Here is an 18,101-nt window from a genome sequence, read left to right as displayed (position 1 = left end):
GTTTTAATGAAAGAAGATTTTAAAGAGGAAATAGAAAAAGTCATCAGCAAGATGACTCTTGATGACAAGATTGCAATGATCCACGGTGCACATCTTTTTCAAAACGGGAGCGTGGATCACCTTAATATTCCACCGCTTACAATGTCGGATGGACCTATGGGTGTAAGGGCAGATTTTGAGCCTGATAAGTGGATGCCTGCCCAGCATGCAAGTGACGAAGTTACTTACCTTCCATGCAATTCAGCTCTTGCGTCTACCTGGAACAGAAGCCTTGCAAGGGATATGGGAAGCGTCCTTGGTGAAGAGAACAGAGGAAGAGGTAAGGATATAAGCCTTGCTCCAGGTATCAATATCAAGAGGACTCCCCTTTGCGGAAGGAATTTTGAATATTTTAGTGAAGATCCTTATATAACAGGTGAGCTTGCATCAGAGTTTGTTAAGGGGCTTCAGGAGTGGGACGTTGCAGCCTGTGTCAAGCATTTTGCACTTAACAATCAGGAGACGCAGCGTCTTGAAGTGGACGTAGATGTTGATGAAGAGGTGCTTAGGCGCATATATCTAAGAGCTTTTCATAAGGTGTTAAAAGATGGCGGAGCCTACAGCGTAATGGGCGCCTATAACAAGTTCAGAGGCGATTATTGCAATGAGAATCCATTCCTACTTACCAAGGTACTTAGAGATGAGTGGAAATGGGACGGAGCGGTAATATCAGACTGGGGCGGTGTCCACAATACTGATAAAGCAGCCGTGTCAGACCTTGATCTTGAGATGTCTGTAAGAGACAACTTCGATGATTATGTTATGGCAAAGCCTCTTAAGAAGATGGTTCAAAAAGGTAAGATAGATGAGTCATATATTGACAAAAAAGTCTACCATCTCCTTCTTCTTATGTATCGCCTTAATATGATGGAAGGATTTGTAAGAAAGTGCGGAAGTTACAACACTCCGATGCACAGGCAGATAGCACTTGATGTTGCAAGAGAAGGTGTGATCCTTCTTAAAAATGATAATAAGACACTTCCTCTTAAGAGAGATAAGCTTAGAAAAATCCTTGTAATTGGTGAAAATGGTGACAGGATCCATTCTAATGCCGGAGGATCAGCAGAGATCAAGACTCTATATGAGATAACTCCTCTTATGGGACTTAGAAGCCATATAGGCGGTAATTGCAAGATCGATTATGCAGAGGGCTATACTTCAAGGTTCAGAGCAGATGAGCCGTCAGCCTTCGAAGATGGCGGAACCAACTGGCAGAGGCTCGATGCTATAAGGAAGGCAGCAGAAGCTAACTGGCAGGAAGCTTCCCTTGAAAATGGTGGTGGTAAGACTCAGTCTGTTATTAAAGTAGACAAAAAACTGTCAAAGCTTCGTGCTAAGCTCCGTGAGGAAGCCCTGTCGATGGCCAAGGATCCGTCTTATGAGCAGGTTATATTCATAGGTGGAATCAATCACGATTTTGATTCTGAAGGAATAGACAGGATAAACATGGATATTCCTTATGAGCAGAATGAGCTCATAGAAGAGCTTCTTAAGATACGTCCTGATCTTGTTGTAGTTATGGTAGCAGGAAGTCCTCTTAATATGACTCCCTGGGCCGATAAGGTTGGGACTCTTATATGGACCTATTACAACGGAATTGAGGGAGGCAATGCCCTTGCAGATGTGATCCTTGGTAATGTCAATCCTTCCGGCAAGCTTGCAGAGACTATAGGACATGACCTTAGTGATTATGGAAGTCACGTTCTGGCAAGATTCCCTGAGCCTGAAACAGCGCATTATACAGAAGGCTTCAAGGTTGGATACCGCTTTAATGATACTGATAATGTAGAGCCTTTATTCCCGTTTGGATATGGTCTGTCTTATACGAGCTTTGAATATTCAGATCCTAAGCTGTCGCTTGATGATAAGGGTAATAAGGTTATTACTGTTAGTATCAAAAATATAGGAAAAGTATCAGGCTTTGAAACCGTGCAGGTTTATGCAAGAAGGGAAGGCGCAGAAGTATTCCAGGAACTTGCAGGTTTTGAAAAGGTATACCTTCGCGCGGGCGAAGAAAGAAGTGTGGATATAGCGATAGAACTTGACACAGAGACAGAGCTTTCCAAGAGCTTTAACAAGTCTGTTAAGTATGCGATAGGTTCATCTTCACGTGATATAAGACTTACAATTTAATGCTATAGGTTCGTTATAAGGCTTTTATGAGCCTTTGGAGTGTAATGATTATTTGAAAATAATAGTTATGATCTCATAAGATCACAGCACAAGGAGGAATGTATGTTTTTTGCACAGGATGGAAATATCCTAATTGGAAAAAGAGAGGGAGAGACTCTCAGAATCGAGCCTTGGGGCAATAATGCTCTCCGCGTTCGTTCTACAATGTATCCTGAATTTACAGGTAATAACTGGGGACTTGAAGAAGATATAGATCATGGAAGTGCCAAGATCGAGACTTTTGATGACCATGCTACGATTGAAAATGGCAATATATCTGCTCATATCAATAATTCAGGCGTTATCACTTTTTTCAAAAACGGACAGAAGATTCTCAAGGAATATTACAGAAGCTATGATGCCTCTGTAACTAAGGAGAGCATATGTCTTAAACTCATTGCTAGGAACTTTAAGCCTATAGTGGGCGGAGATTACAAGCTTACTATGCGCTTTGAGCCCAATGATGATGAGAAAATCTTTGGTATGGGCTGCTATCAGCAAAAGTACATGGATCTTAAGGGATGCGTACTTGAGCTTGCGCAGCGCAATTCACAGACATCTATTCCTTTTGCTCTTTCAAGTAAGGGCTTTGGATTCTTATGGAATAACCCGGCTGTTGGTAAAGCTTCTTTTGGTAAGAACTATACAGAATTTGAAGCATATGCAACCAAGGAACTTGACTACTGGATAGTAGCTGAGGATACTCCGGTAGAGATTATAGAAAGATATACAGAGGTTACAGGAAGAGCTCCTGTTATCAGAAATGATGTATTTGGCTTATGGCAGTCAAGGCTTCGTTACAGGACTCAGGAAGAAGTTCTGTCTGTTGCCAGAAAGTACAAAGAGCTCGGCATCAAGCTTGACGTGATCGTAATAGACTTCTTCCATTGGACAAGACAGGGTGACTGGCAGTTCGATCCTGAATACTGGCCTTATCCAAAGGCTATGATAGATGAGCTCCATGCAGGCGGAACCAAGGTCATCGTATCAGTATGGCCATCTGTCGATAAGAAGTCTATACACTTCTATGAGATGTGGGACAAGGGATATCTTATCCGTACAGAGCACGGATCTAACCAGACTTATGATTATCAGGGAGACTGTGTTGAGATTGACTGCACCAACCCGGAGGCTCGTCAGTATATCTGGGATATCTGCAAGAAGAACTACTATGATTATGGTATAGATATGTTCTGGCTTGATAATGCTGAGCCTGACTTTGGCGTATATGACTTTGACAATTATCGTTACCGTATGGGAACTGCTCTTTCCTGCAGCAACATCTATCCTAAGCTTTATGCTAAGGCTTTCTACGATGGTCAGAAAGCTGATGGCAATGACAAGATCTTCTCGCTTATCAGATGCGGCTGGGTTGGATCACAGAAGTACGGCACACTTTTGTGGAACGGTGATATCCAGTCAACCTGGGAAGCTCTGCAGTCAGCAGTTGGTCAAGGCCTTAATATGGGTATTGCAGGTATCCCATGGTGGAATACAGACGTTGCCGGCTTCATGAATGGTGATATGACTACAGATTATTTTAAAGAGCTGGCTCAGAGATGGTTTGAGTTTGCAATATTCACACCTATCCTTCGTCTCCACGGAGATAGAGAACCTATGAACATCCCGGCACTTGACACCACCAAGGACTGGGGTGGCGGATACCTCCACACAGGAGCACCTACTGAGATGTGGGCATGCGGCGATGAAGTCTTTAATGTTATGAAAAAGAACTTAGAGCTTCGCGAAAGTCTTGTTCCATATATTGACGAGCTCAACAAAGAGGCTCACAAAACAGGCCTTCCTATCATGCGTGCTATGTTCCTTGAATTCCCTGAAGATGCGAAGTGCTGGGAACTTGATGATCAGTACATGTTCGGTAGTAAGTACCTTGTAGCACCTGTCCTTGAAGCAGGTGTAACCCAAAGAGAAGTATACCTTCCTGAAGGAAAGTGGGAAGACATCCGTGATGGCAAGGTATATGAAGGCGGGGGCACAGTTAAGGCGCCGGCTCCTATAGACAGTATCCCTGTATTTAAGAGAGTATAATGATTTTTATGGCAAATATATCAAGATGATCAGATAAAGCGATTTGTATTTTGCAAATCGCTTTATCGGGTTATATGACTCAGAGATTATAAAAATATATTGAGGTTAAGATATGGAATTCGATCTTCAAAAAGAAATGGCCCGTATAGATGATCAGATTGCAAAAGGGCCTTATAAAGATACCTGGGAATCTATTTCTACATATCCTGTACCCAAGTGGTATGCTGATGCAAAATTCGGAATATTCATTCATTTTAGTGTATGCTCACAGACTGCCTATGCCAATGAATGGTATCCACGCGGGATGTATATTCAGGGAACAAGAGAATTTGAGCATCATGTCAAGACACATGGTCCTCACAAAGAGTTTGGATACAAAGACTTCATTCCGCTTTTTAAGGCAGAGAAGTTCAGTGCTGATGAATGGAATGACCTTTTTAAAGAAGCCGGAGCTGAGTATGTAGTTCCTGTAGGCGAACATCACGACGGATTTCAGATGTACAAAAGTAAGATATCTGACTGGAATGCAGCTAAGATGGGACCTATGCGCGATGTAGTCGGCGAGATGGAAGACTCTATAAGGGAGCACGGGATGATAGCAGGAGTATCATCACACAGGATAGAGCACTGGTGGTTTTTGTCCCATGCAAGAGAGTTTGATTCAGATATGACCGGCATGGAAGAAAGAGGTCATATCTACTGGCCGTCAATGAAGGAATGTGAAGATCAGATGGATCCTTTCTCAGAGCCTGTTCCATCTAAAGAGTTCCTTGAGGACTGGCTTGCAAGAACTGTGGAGATCATAGACCGCTTTGCTCCTAGAGTGCTTTATTTTGACTGGTGGATACACCACAGCGCTGCAAGGCCATATGTCAGGAAGATGATGGCTTATTATTATAATCATATGGAAAGCCTCGGTCTTACAGGAGTTGTAAACTACAAATACGGTTGCCTTCCTTTTGGATGCGGTGTTCCTGATGTTGAGAGGGGACAGTTCGCAGAGGCTAAACCCTACATATGGCAGACAGATACATCCATTGGAGATAAGTCCTGGGGCTATATAGAAGACAACCATTATAAGAGCTCAAGGCAGATTATTGAGAATCTTATTGATGTTGTGTCCAAGAACGGAAGGCTCCTTTTAAATGTAGGTCCTAAAGGCGACGGAACTATCTGTGAAGAGGAGACCAAGGTGCTCAAAGAGATAGGAAGCTGGCTTAAGGTCAATGGAGAAGCTATATATGGTACAAAGCCATACGAGAGATCTTCAGAAGGACCTACCAAGATTGAAGACGGATACTTCACAGAAAGTTCCAAGGAGTATACATCACAGGATTTCAGATTTACAGTCAAGGGTGATCATATGTATGTCATAGCCATGAAGACTTCCAAAGATGGAGAATATCTTGTTAGAAGTTTTGCAAGAAATCCTGAGCATGAGCAGTTCCATTATACGGGAGTTATCAGCAATGTTGAGGCTCTTTTGGGTGATTGCAGATTTGAACACAAAAACGACGGCCTCCACATATATTCTGAAATTACGTCAGATTATCCGATAGTATTTCGTATTTCTTTTTCTTAAAAAAGTGTGAAAAAATCCTCGGTAATTTGACCTAGGCGTTTTAATATATTATCATACATTCTTGAATATAAAATGATGTAAGCATCAAAACAGATTTTTAATACTTGCATCACAAAATGAAATAGGCATGACCGCTTTTGCGGAGGTGCCTGTTAGGCAACCTTATCATTGAACCGAGGTCACATTGTGGATACAAAAGAAGAAATAACAGAAACTGATAATAAAGCGGATGCTCATAAGAAGGCTTCAAAAGCCAGCAGATCCAGAAAAATCCGTACTGCCATCATCATCGTAGAGATAATCCTTATCTTATTGGAATGCGCTGTTCTATATGTTGTTAATAAGCTTGACAGGGTGCAGAGAGTTGCAATATCCGTGGATGAGCTTCAGGAGAACATAAGCGAGGAAGTTAAGGCCAACGCAGAAAGCGGACAGATGAAGGGTTATACCAACATTGCTCTTTTTGGTGTTGATACCAGAACAGGAGATCTTGAGAATAATACAAGAAGTGATACTATTCTCATTGCATCTATCAATAATACAACCAAGGAAGTTAAGCTTGTATCTGTTTTCAGAGATACTTATCTTAATCTTGGCAATGATTCATATAACAAGGCCAACAGTGCCTACGCACAGGGTGGCCCTACACAGGCCATCAATATGCTCAATATGAATCTGGATCTTAATATCACTGATTTCATCACAGTTGGATTTGAAGGCCTTGTAGATGTTATAGATGCTCTTGGCGGTATAGATATAGAGCTTACAGATGCTGAAGTTAAGCACCTTAATGATTATCAGAAGATAATGGCTCGTCAGCAGGGCAAAGAATATATAGCTGTAACGCAGGCGGGATATCAGCACCTTAACGGTCTTCAGGCTACAGCATATTGTAGGATCAGATATACGTCAGGTGATGACTTTAAGAGAACTGAGAGGCAGAGAGAAGTTCTTGAGAAAGTATTTGAAGCAGCCAGCAAGGCTTCACTTTCTGAACTTAATTCTATAATCGATGCGGTAACAGATGAGATATATACATCTCTTTCTACATCGGAGATACTCGGATATGTCTCTAATATCACAAGTTACAGCATAGTAGATACAACAGGTATACCTACTTCTGATATGAGAACAGGTGCTACAGTCGGCAGAAAGGGAAGCTGCGTAATACCCGTAACCCTTGAAGCAAATGTTATATGGCTCCATGAATATCTCTTCGGAGAAGAGAATTATAGCCCATCATCCAAGGTACTTGAGTATAGTGAGAAGATTCAAAGCGATTCAGGATATACTCTTGATGAAGATGGCAATGTTGTATCAGGTTATAGGAGCAGTTCTACAACTACGACTACTACAACGTCTGGTACTACAACTACCCCAAGTACAACTACTCAGGAAGATACTACGACTACAACAGATCCGTATGCAGGACTTATGTCTATGACTGATCCTAATACAGGAGCCACAGTCTGGTATGATCCGTATACAGGAGCTGTTATAGATCCCGCTACAGGACAGCCTACAGGTGCAATGGCAGATCCTGCTACAGGCAATGTTGTATATCCGGGAGGATCAGGAAGTGGTCAGAATACTACTCCGGATCCTAACGCGCAGACTACAACTCCTGCTGTGACCGACCCGGCTACAGCTACTCCTGCGGATCCATCAGCAACAACAGTAGATCCAAATGCCGCAGCGCCTGCAGTAGATCCTTCTACTACAACACCTGATCCAAATGCAACGACTGCTGCGCCGGCAACAACAAATTAATTCTTATATACATATAAAATATAAAGACTTCCAAAAATCTCACTTAGTAACTGATGAGTAAGGTTTTGGGAGTCTTTTTGCTTAGAAGTCTTTTTGTGTGATCTTTTGGGAATGTTGGTTCGTCCAAACGGGAAGTCTGAGTTAATTATTAAGCTGTCTATACTGCCCGGGAGTCATTCCAGTTATTTTTTTGAACTGTCTGTAGAAATGTATCTCATTTGTGTAACCGCACAGGCTGGCTATATGTTCAAGCTTATTATCAGTACTTTTAACAAGCCTCTTAGCGTACTCTATGCGCATCTGTATAACATCCTTTTGATAAGATATTCCGAAGAATTCTTTGTACAGGTGCTGGAAATAGGATACACTCATAGACATGGAATCAGCTACCTTCTGCATGCTGATATCATATAGACGCCCCGACAGCATAGAAAGGCGTATGGCCTGAAAATGAGGATAGTATGGATTTTGATATCTCTCATCCCCCTGCATCTTGTAGGCACTTAGCAGATGATTTATAAGGACGTTCATAAGACAATTTATGTTATCTTTCTGAACTTCCTCATCCTTGGTATAGGACAGTTCGAACAGTATCTGCCTAAGGAGAGTTGCCGGATCTTCTATATCACTTAATGAGAAAAAAGTATTAAGAGGGAGCTTCCTGTTTGAAATAATATTATCCCCCTCAAAGCCAAAATGCAGCCAGTCATCTATATACTGCCCCTTAGGGTTGGAATAAGAGTAAGGGACCTTAGGATCCAGTATGACCGCACTTGCAGGAGGAACTGTCTGAATACTGCCATCAATATTGTATTCACCGCCGGATCTTATAAGCAGGATCACATAATGCCCCGCCCCCTTGGGCCTAGACATCATAAATCCTTCCGGATGCACCTTATTACTTCCCCCATAGAAAACTTCGTACATATCTCACCTTACCATGCAAAAAGCAGAAAATGTTAGTCAGTTAGTATTATCTGATATTATAAAAATCCAGTCAAATAGATAGAATTGTATATGAGCTATTTTGAGAACTGTAAATAATAAGTAAGATAATCTAACTAAAAAGAAGGGTGGGGCATGAAATGGATAGTAAGGCATTGGAATATGCTAAGGAGATTTCTTTAAAGATTAAAGAAAAGGAACTAAAGGTTGCAGGCAGGACCTTGAACAAGATTCCGTACACAGCAGTTGACGGAGTTTTTGATGACTGGACTTCTAAGAATCTGTGCTGGTGGACCAATGGGTTCTGGGGAGGTATGATGTGGCAGCTATACGGTGCCACCAAAGAGGATATTTATAAGAAAAGAGCTATGGAGCTTGAAGATAAGCTTGACGGCAACCTTATGAATTATAACGGAATGGATCACGACAGCGGTTTTAAATGGCTTACAACATCCCACGCTTCTATGCTGCTTACAGATAATAAAGAGTCACGTAACAGGTTACTGTTAGCTGCAGCCAATCTTGCAGGACGTTTCAATCCGGCAGGATTTATAAGGGCATGGAATGATGATAAGGGTGACAATGCAGGCTGGGCGATCATAGACTGTCTTATGAATCTGCCTCTTTTATATATTGCATCAGAGCTTACAGGTGATCCTAGATTTAAGAAGATCGCCATGATACATGCTGATACAGCAATAAAGCATTTTGTAAGAGAAGATGGATCCGCAAGGCACATAGTCATATTCGATCCTGAGACAGGTGACTTTCTCGATGAGCCGGGAGGCCAGGGCTATGGCAAGGGTTCAGTATGGACAAGAGGGCAGAGCTGGGCTTTATATGGCTTTACTATGAGTTTTCTTCACACAGGGCAGACGAGATATCTTGAGACCGCTGTTAGATGCGCAGACTTTTTTGTCAAGAATACTCCTCAAAATGGCAGGATACCGGTTGATTTCAGACAGCCAGCAGAGCCTGACTATACAGATTCCTGCGCAGCTTCTATCGGCGCAAGCGGACTGCTCCTTCTGGCAAGGACTCTTCGAAATGAAGGCAAAGATATAATTGACGGCGCAGAATCTGTTGCGGACAGGTATGAGGAGGCTGCCCTCAGGATTCTTCGCTATCTGACAGACAACGACAGCGACTTTGATCCGGAGACAGACAATATACTTAGATCCTGCACAGCTGCATATCATGACAAGGAACACGAGTTCCCGATAATATATGGCGATTACTATCTGATCGAAGCTATATTCAGAATCACGGGCGAAGAGACATACATTTGGTAAAAGATATAACTATAACTTCCCACTTGGACAGACCAGTATCCCCAAAGCCTTTACAGTGGCAAGTAGTATATAGATCATATATAGTCTGCGTCTGCAGATATTCGGAGAGATATGATGAGCATAAACAATACTTGGAAACCTAAATATACAGATTTTGAATTAAGTCCTTATACAGGACTTACGCGCGAGAGCTGGCTTGATGCCGGCAGATATATGCTTGAAGGGATTTTTAGGCATATTGATTCTATAGAAAGGCCTGTAGTTGTCCCTCGCAAGGAGACTGATGTTACGTATCCCCACAAATATAGCACAGGTGAGGGACTTGTAGCAGAGCAGAAAGCGGAGATATTTGAAGGACTTACAAGATCTTTTTTTATAGCATCCGTGATGATCCATAATGAGCCTGATATCACAATTAATGGCATAAAACTTGCGGATTATTATAAGCATCAGATCTATAAGAGCTGCTGTGACAAGGAAGACCCTTCATATGTCGGGACTTATGAAGAGCTTCATACAGGTGCATTTGCAAGTGATCCTATAAAGCCTTTTCAGCAGACTGTCGAGACCTGCGCCCTTGTGATAGGCCTTGATGCGTGTGCATCTGAGATCTGGGATACATATTCTGATCAGGAAAAAGATGATATCGCCGATTTTCTGAAAAGCTATGCTTACAATCCTACAGTTCCGCAGAACTGGCGCCTTTTTAACATGCTGGATATGGCCTTTTTGTATAAGTATGGGTATAAGATTGATGAAAAGATAATGGGAGATCATGCTCAGGCGATTATTAATTACTATGTAGGAGATGGCTGGTATAGGGATGGTCAGTGCTTTGATTATTATTCATGCTGGGCGTTCAATGTATATGGGCCTATCTGGTGTAATTGGTACGGATATGAGAGGCTGTCTTATGTTGCGGCTAGAATAGAAGATGCTTCCAATGCTCTTATGAAGACTTATGCAGACATGTTCGACAATGACGGATACACCAATATGTGGGGCAGGAGCTGTATATATAGAAATGCTGCAACAAGTGCATTTGATGCCAATATGTTCCTTAGAAATTCTAAGGCTGATCCGGGGCTTTCAAGGCGCATATGTTCAGGATCTTTGTTACAGTTTCTTACAAGAGATGATTTTCTATGGAACGGAGTGCCTACTTTGGGCTTTTATGGCCAGTTCACGCCTCTTGTTCAGGGATATTCCTGTGCTGAGTCACCTTTTTGGCTTGGTAAGGCTTTTCTATGTCTGCACCTTCCTAAAGATCATCCTTTCTGGACTAGCAGGGAATCTGAGAACTCTTTTGACAAGCTTGGTGATCATGAAGTCAAGGAGACAGTTCTCAAAGGACCTTCACTGTGTTTTTCCAACCACAAGGATAATGGAGAGACGATACTTAGAAGTGCCAAGGTCTTCAAGACAGCAGGTGACATGCATGGGATGTGGAATTATAACAAGCTCTCTTATAACAGTAAGTTCCCTTGGGAAGCAACGCCTTCCTACCAGGATGGATCAGCTGTAGAATCCCAGATGTATGTCATAACAGATGATCATAATGGTGATAGGTTATATCCAAATGCTGTATTTGCAGCAGGATATAGAGATGGCGTACTATACAGACGCGGCTTTTTTGACTACAAGATTGAGAATGAAAGACACTGGGTTCAGAGTATGGACTTCGCAGATTTTGGCGTAAGTGAGGGACTTGTGCGTGCCGATAAGCTTGTACTTTACAAAAGGCCTGTTACTATAACACTAGGTTCTTATGGCTTCCCGGATAATGATACGCAGATTATCCGTAAAAATGAGGGCGAAGCCAAGGCCATAATCCTTAAAGGAACTGACCATATGGGAAGTCCATGCCAGCTTGCCATGACAATATATTCCGGCTGGGAGGATATTGATATCGTAAGATCAGAAGGTACCAATCCTGATTCGTGTAAGTCTATCGTAGTATATGCTAAGGCTGGATCAGGACCTAGGCTCTATGATGCCTCAAAGCCATATGCCCTTGTATCTCAGACTATCACAAGACATAGTCATGAAGATTTTACAGATGATGAGCTGTTCCCAATACGCAATATAGAGTACACGGATCCCTGGAATAGCGGCGCTTTTGGACCTGTTACTATAACCATGAAAGACGGAAAGCAGCACGCAGTGGTATTTGAAGGAATAGAAGCTGATCTTTCGCTGTGATAGTGTTTATAGTCATGAGGTTTTAAGTTTGAAAGTGTTTCTCTTTCAAAACCAAATTGATGGCGCGACGTATGCGAAAACCCACAAACCTTCCTGTGGGAACAGTCAGTCCCAAGTATTTGCCTATTTGCTATTTGATGGAGTATCATCTTAAGTAAGATAACGGATGCATGGTAAGAGCTATGTCTTTGATCCATGACATGATCAAAAAGATGAGGAATCATATGGAGAGAAAAGCAAATATTAGTGTTATAGGAATACATGACAGAGGAGAGAAGACTCCCGAGAAGATTGAGTCCAATGGTACCTGTACCTGGGACATAACTGATGATGGAATAAATGTTATAAAAGGTGACGAATCCAGGGACGAATCAGGAGAGATGGTCACAACCTCTTTTCGCATATCATCTTCTAAGATCAAGATGGTCAGGAAAGGAAGCTTTGCATCAGTCATGGTCTTTGAAAAGGGCGTAGATCACGTATCAACTTATAATACTCCATACGGCGCTATGGATATGAAGGTTAAGACTGATATACTTGAAGTGGATGGTGATGAAAATCATCTGCATGCTCATGTTAGGTACATGCTTGAGATGGACGGTCAGGTGACTTCGAATTCTGATATCAAAATAGATATCAGGGCATGAAAAACTTCCCACTTTGGAGATGCCGGCGCATCCAAGTTTTAGTTAAGAATAAAAAGTTTAATAAAAAGCGCAAAAAAACAACCTGATAAAATCTTATCAGGTTGTAATATTAAACAAAGAAATCAAATAATTATAATGCAAAGAGCATCATTTAATCTGCTTAGCTCCAGCCTTTTCCTGAGCTTTCTCAAGTGTTCTCTTCCAGAATCCCTTCTTTTCTTCAGGTTTCTTAACACCCTTGTTGCCGTGAAGACCCTTAACAGAAGTTACATAAAGACCTGCTACTGTAGCTTTAACTTCTTTCTTCTCAGGAACAGAATCAAAGATTTCAGGCTCGCAGATAAGGTTCATGATCTGAGGACCAACCTTGACTTTGAGGATTGGAAGTTTCTGACGACGAGCGAGCTTGGATACAGATTCAAGTGCAGCTGCAGGAAGTCCTGCTTCGCTCATTCTCATTTTCTTCTTGCTGATGATGAACATTGAAACTGTCTGCTTGGCAGCTTCAAGCTGTGCCTTAGACTCTTCCTGCTGAGCAAGTCTCTTGGATCCGACAATGTATAAAACAGTTCCGGCGATAGCAAGAACAAGAGTTATTATTGCCAAAACCGGCTGATGGAATACGAAGAGCAAGATTACAAATGCAAGGACAACGGCGTCTACAATGACAACCTTCAAGTTTTCTTTAAGTACGTTCAAAACTTAACCTCCCAGATAATTAACAAAAAATAGTTGGTGCGTAGTACATATTAACATTTTTAAAAAAAAAAGGCAACGTTTCCCTACATATTTACTAAATTTTTATCTATTAATTATTTAAAAGGGTTCTTACTTTTTTGACTTGCAGTTCACATGGGCGCCAAGGTATGGTAATATGGTAAAAGTTGACTTGAATAAAAGATTCATTATCATGGGTTTTCTGAATCTAATTTCGGCATTACGCCGGATATATATTGCCAACAGGCACAAAAGAAGGGATTTTTATTATGAAAAAGAAACTGACAATTGTTATGGCAACAGTTTTAAGTGGGGTGTTGCTCGCAGGATGTAATAAAGCTGAAGATGCCAGCACTAATGCAAACAGTGCATCATCGTCTGCTTCACTTGCAGAGGGAATTGATGCTCAGTCTCTCCAGGGGGCTGTTGACGGATCATCTGCAGGAGCTTCTGCAGAGCCTCTTACCGAGGATGGATATCTTTCATACTACACAGCAAGTGATTATGTAACTCTTGGTGATTATAAGGGATTTGAAGTCAAGGTTCCGATAGTGGAAATTACTGACGAAGATGTTCAGTCTACTCTTCTTTCATCCTATGCATCATCATTTACACCGGTAGAAGTTACAGATCGTACAGATGTAAGAATGGGAGATACAGCCAATATCAACTACGTAGGCAAGTATGCTGATACACTTGAAGCATTTGATGGTGGTACTGATGATTCTGCAGAAGGCTATGACCTTGTTATAGGTTCAGGAAGCTTTATTCCCGGTTTTGAGGATAGTCTTATCGGAGCAGAAGTTGGTACAACTGTTGATATAAATCTTACATTCCCTGAAGATTACAGCGCAGCTGAGCTTGCAGGAGTAGATGTTATCTTTACTGTTACAATTAACAAGATCTCTGCACCAGCTTATTCTGACGAAGAGGTAGCAGCTCTTGGTATTGAAGGCGTTACAGACAAGGATAGCCTTCTTGAATATATCAAAGAAGACCTTACCACTCAGGCTCAGGAAGAAAACAAGGAGACAGCAAGATCATCCGCTCTTGATCTTGCATATGAAAATGCTACATTTGCAGAGGAGTTCCCTCAGGTACTTGTAGACAGATTCATTTCTGACTATGAAGATACTCTTGAGTATTACATGCAGATGTACAGCTACTATTATGGCGTATCATATTCATCTGTTGATGACTATATCAGCCAGAACTATGGAATAGCTGCAGAAGAGGTTGCATCCTACAAAGAGGAGCAGGCTGTAGAGCAGCTCAAATATATATTCCTCGAAAGAGCTATCGCAGATGCTGAAGGTCTTACAGTTACAGATGAAGACATAGAAGCAGAGCTTTTAGATATTGCAACTCAGTCCGGATATGAAGACGTAGACTCTTTTGCAGAGTTCTATAATTCTACTTACGGAAGAGATGTCAGGGAGCTTGCAGCTGAACAGCTTATCGCTGAGAAGGCACAGGATTTCCTTGCAGAGAATTCTACACTTGTAGAAGTTGAAGCTTCCGAACTTGAAGAAGAGGCAGATGATGCTTCAGAGGCAGCATCAATAGCAGAATAAATACTAAAATAATTAATAAAAATATATACACAATACTCTCGCATGATCGGGAGGAAAGGAGCAGTATGGATTTAATTGATGTTTTTAAGACCAAAAAGATCGGAGATACAGTAGAACTTGAGGGCTGGGTTAGAAATAATCGTGACCAGAAAGAGTTTGGATTTATAGATTTCTATGATGGTACTTCTGTTAATACTCTTCAGGTAGTATATACCAAGGAACTTGCAAATTTTGATAGTATCACTAAGATTCATCCCGGATCTGCTATTGAAGTAAAGGGAATACTTGTAGAATCTAATGGAAAACAGGAGTATGAGCTTAAGCCTGAAAGCATCAATCTTATCGGTGACTGCCCTACAGATTATCCTATTCAGCCTAAGAGACACACAGTTGAGTTCTTAAGAAGCCAGGCTTATCTTCGTCCCAGAACTAAGCTTTTCCAGGCTGTATTTAAGATCAGATCTATCGCAGCTGCTGGTATTCATGAGTACTTCCAGAACAACAACTATACATATGTTCATACACCTATCATGACCAACTCTGACTGTGAAGGTTCTAATCAGATGTTCAAGGTTACAACTTTTGACCTTGCTGATGTTCCGAAGACTGAGGATGGAAGCGTAGATTACACTCAGGACCTTTTTGGAAAAGAGGCTTATATCACAGGTTCAGGTCAGCTTCATGGCGAGACATATGCTATGGCATTCAAGAAGATCTACACATTTGGACCTACTTTCAGAACAGAGGATTCCAACACCAAGACTCATGCCAACGAGTTCTGGATGATCGAACCTGAGATGGCATTTACTCATCTTGAAGGACTTATGGATGCAGAAGAGGATATGCTCAAGTATGTCATCAAGTATACTCTTGAAAAGGGTGCTGCAGAGATTGAATTCCTCAACCAGTTCGTATCCAAGGGACTTAAAGAGAAGCTTGAGAAGGTTGCAAATTCTAACTTCGTAAGGATCACACACCACGAAGCAATAGACCTTCTTCTTGGATCAGGTGAGAAGTGGGAGTTCACTCCTGACTATGAGTCTGATATTGCCAAGGAGCATGAGAAGTGGATAACAGAGCATTTTGGAGCTCCGGTATTCATCTACAACTGGCCCAAGGATATCAAAGCTTGGTACATGAAGCTCAACGATGACGGCAAGACAGTTGCTGCTGTTGACCTTGAAGTTCCCGGATCAGGCGAGCTTATGGGCGGTTCTGAGAGAGAAGTAGACATGGACAAGCTCGAAGAACTTATCAAGATCCATGGCGTAGACAGAAGCCAGGTAGAATGGTATGTAAACCTTAGAAAGTTCGGCGGATGCTACCACTCAGGATACGGAATGGGATTTGAGCGTCTTATCATGTACTTAACAGGCGTTGAGAACATCAGAGACGTAATACCTTTCCCAAGAACACCTGGTAACCTTAACTATTGATATAAGAGATAAATTTTAGCAAAGAGGTGAAGATCAAAATTCACCTCTTTTTAATGTACATCTTGAAATGGCGAGAAATGATGATGGACAATACAGATCATAAAGATGTTACATATATGCCATGGATGGCGAAGGATACAGTATTGTGATAAAATTACTCTAATAGGACTACATTTACCGGGGGATTTTTATATCGAACGGAATAATCTAAAACATAGACAGGCACCAAAGCTTGAAGTTTGAAAATGTTTCATTTTCAAACCCGCCTTGATGTCGCGAACTCCATTAAGTTGAAACAGTAGTCACTCGTTTCATTCGCGATATGAGGTTGAAATTGAACTAAAAGCATTCAGACTTTGATGTGGGAGAGACCATGAAAAAAGGCAAAAGGATTTTTTCCGTATTAACTATAGCTATACTTACGACAATTCAACTGGTGGCAGTACCTGTATGGGCAGCCACCAGTTCTGATTTGAAAAAACAAAAAGAAGAGCTACAAAACCAGCAGTCGCAGACTCAGGATGCATATGACAGCGCCAGTGACGCAGCGCAGGAGATAGCTGATGAGCAGACTGAACTTGGTGAACAGATCGATGATACCAATGACCAGCTTGTTGGGCTTATAGCAGATATCTCCCTGATTGAAGACGAAATAGCTGATAAGGAAGCCGAGATAGAAGTAACTCAGGCAGCTTATGATGAAGCCAAGGCACAGGAAGAAAAGCTCTATCAAGAGATGTGCGCACGTATCAAATATATGTATGAAAAGGGTGAGACTACATATGTTGAGATACTCATGAGTGCAACGAGCTTTTCGGATTTTACCACCAAGGCTGAGTATGTAGAACAGCTCTATGAATATGACAGGCAGCAGCTTGAAGCTTATGTAGAGGTGCAGCTTGAGAAGGCTACCTACAAAGTTAAGCTTGAGGATGAAAAGGGAGAATTGGAGACAACCAAGGAAGAGCTTGCCCAGGAGCAGGAACTTCTTCAGAAGACGCTGAATGAATATAAGCTGGCATATGCCGATTATGAGACTCAGCTTGCCAATGCCCGTGCCCAAGCTGCCACTTATAAAGAACAGCTCAAGGCTCAGACAGCACAGATCGCATCACTTGATAGTGAGATCAAGGCCAAGGAAGCTGAGGAAGAGGCTGCCAGAAAGGCGGCAGAGGAAGCTGCCAAGAAAGCAGCCCAGGAGTCGGCCAATGCTTCTTCCGGATCGGATTCGACTTCTTCGTCATCATCATCTACGCCGTCATCTTCTTCAGGCAAGACTTATTCGCCTGCGGGAGAAGCTACAGGTGATAATATAGCAGCCTATGCCTGTCAGTTTGTAGGCAATCCATATGTATTTGGCGGTACGAGTCTTACTGATGGGTGCGACTGTTCGGGATTTGTTTATTCTGTTTACAAGGCATTTGGAATCACTGTGCCAAGGACTTCGTATGCACTTAACTCTGCCGGAACGGGAGTTGCCTATGAAGATGCTAGACCGGGCGATGTTATAGTATACGCAGGTCACTGCGCTATATACCTTGGTAATGGAAGGATAGTACATGCAAGCTCTGAAAAGACAGGAATTAAGTATGGATATGCAACATACCGCACGATCACCTCAGTAAGAAGGTTTGTATGACTATCTTTACAAATATATCGTGAAGAGATGAGATATT

At 41.9% G+C, this 18,101-nt stretch carries 12 protein-coding genes; 10 read left to right on the top strand and 2 right to left on the bottom strand.

Translation table 11 applies throughout. The features are described from left to right. Positions 1–6 precede the first annotated feature (6 nt). The 4 genes from I7804_RS01990 to I7804_RS01975 all read left to right on the top strand — a co-directional run bounded on the left by I7804_RS01990 (position 7) and on the right by I7804_RS01975 (position 7,612). Positions 7–2,172: a beta-glucosidase gene (locus tag I7804_RS01990; protein ID WP_248404685.1), complete on the top strand. Its 2,166-nt coding sequence runs from the start codon at positions 7–9 to the stop codon at positions 2,170–2,172. A 102-nt stretch (positions 2,173–2,274) separates the two neighbouring features. After that, positions 2,275–4,260 carry a glycoside hydrolase family 31 protein gene (locus I7804_RS01985; protein ID WP_248404683.1) on the top strand — a complete coding sequence of 662 codons (1,986 nt, stop codon included), beginning with the start codon at positions 2,275–2,277 and terminating at the stop codon, positions 4,258–4,260. 112 nt (positions 4,261–4,372) lie between these two features. Next, on the top strand, positions 4,373–5,842 hold the full coding sequence (locus I7804_RS01980; RefSeq protein ID WP_022755338.1) for an alpha-L-fucosidase: 1,470 nt from the start codon (positions 4,373–4,375) through the stop codon (positions 5,840–5,842). 186 nt (positions 5,843–6,028) lie between these two features. After that, complete coding sequence (locus tag I7804_RS01975) at positions 6,029–7,612, top strand: LCP family protein (RefSeq protein WP_248404682.1); 1,584 nt, start codon at positions 6,029–6,031, stop codon at positions 7,610–7,612. Between the two features lie 141 nt (positions 7,613–7,753). Here the strand turns inward: I7804_RS01975 and I7804_RS01970 are convergent, their stop codons facing one another. After that, positions 7,754–8,539: a helix-turn-helix domain-containing protein gene (locus tag I7804_RS01970; protein WP_248404681.1), complete on the bottom strand. Its 786-nt coding sequence runs from the start codon at positions 8,537–8,539 to the stop codon at positions 7,754–7,756. Between the two features lie 158 nt (positions 8,540–8,697). On the opposite strand from I7804_RS01970, the gene I7804_RS01965 reads away from it, so the two are divergent. The 3 genes from I7804_RS01965 to I7804_RS01955 all read left to right on the top strand — a co-directional run bounded on the left by I7804_RS01965 (position 8,698) and on the right by I7804_RS01955 (position 12,698). Then, positions 8,698–9,849, top strand: coding sequence for a glycoside hydrolase family 88 protein (locus tag I7804_RS01965; protein ID WP_248404680.1), 1,152 nt, complete (start codon positions 8,698–8,700; stop codon positions 9,847–9,849). 114 nt (positions 9,850–9,963) lie between these two features. After that, complete coding sequence (locus I7804_RS01960; RefSeq protein WP_248404679.1) at positions 9,964–12,051, top strand: DUF2264 domain-containing protein; 2,088 nt, start codon at positions 9,964–9,966, stop codon at positions 12,049–12,051. 224 nt (positions 12,052–12,275) lie between these two features. Beyond that, entirely contained in the window at positions 12,276–12,698 is a 423-nt protein-coding gene (locus I7804_RS01955; RefSeq protein WP_248404677.1) for a DUF1934 domain-containing protein, read from the top strand. A 147-nt stretch (positions 12,699–12,845) separates the two neighbouring features. Here I7804_RS01955 and I7804_RS01950 read toward each other — a convergent pair whose 3' ends face one another. Next, positions 12,846–13,397 (bottom strand): hypothetical protein, encoded by a 552-nt coding sequence (locus I7804_RS01950; protein WP_022755343.1) that lies wholly within the window; start codon positions 13,395–13,397, stop codon positions 12,846–12,848. A gap of 287 nt (positions 13,398–13,684) precedes the next feature. Here I7804_RS01950 and tig point away from each other — a divergent pair, with 287 nt between their 5' ends. The 3 genes from tig to I7804_RS01935 all read left to right on the top strand — a co-directional run bounded on the left by tig (position 13,685) and on the right by I7804_RS01935 (position 18,064). Further along, the gene (tig, locus tag I7804_RS01945) at positions 13,685–14,989 is read left to right on the top strand and encodes a trigger factor (protein WP_248404676.1); all 1,305 of its coding nucleotides are present in this window, start codon (positions 13,685–13,687) and stop codon (positions 14,987–14,989) included. 65 nt (positions 14,990–15,054) lie between these two features. Beyond that, complete coding sequence (asnS, locus tag I7804_RS01940) at positions 15,055–16,425, top strand: asparagine--tRNA ligase (protein ID WP_248404674.1); 1,371 nt, start codon at positions 15,055–15,057, stop codon at positions 16,423–16,425. A 373-nt stretch (positions 16,426–16,798) separates the two neighbouring features. Next, the gene (locus I7804_RS01935) at positions 16,799–18,064 is read left to right on the top strand and encodes a C40 family peptidase (protein ID WP_248404673.1); all 1,266 of its coding nucleotides are present in this window, start codon (positions 16,799–16,801) and stop codon (positions 18,062–18,064) included. Positions 18,065–18,101: the final 37 nt, after the last annotated feature.

Source organism: Butyrivibrio fibrisolvens (assembly GCF_023206215.1).
In the GTDB taxonomy this organism is placed as follows: Bacteria; Bacillota; Clostridia; order Lachnospirales; family Lachnospiraceae; genus Butyrivibrio; species Butyrivibrio fibrisolvens_C.
This window is presented reverse-complemented; position numbering and strand designations above follow the sequence as displayed.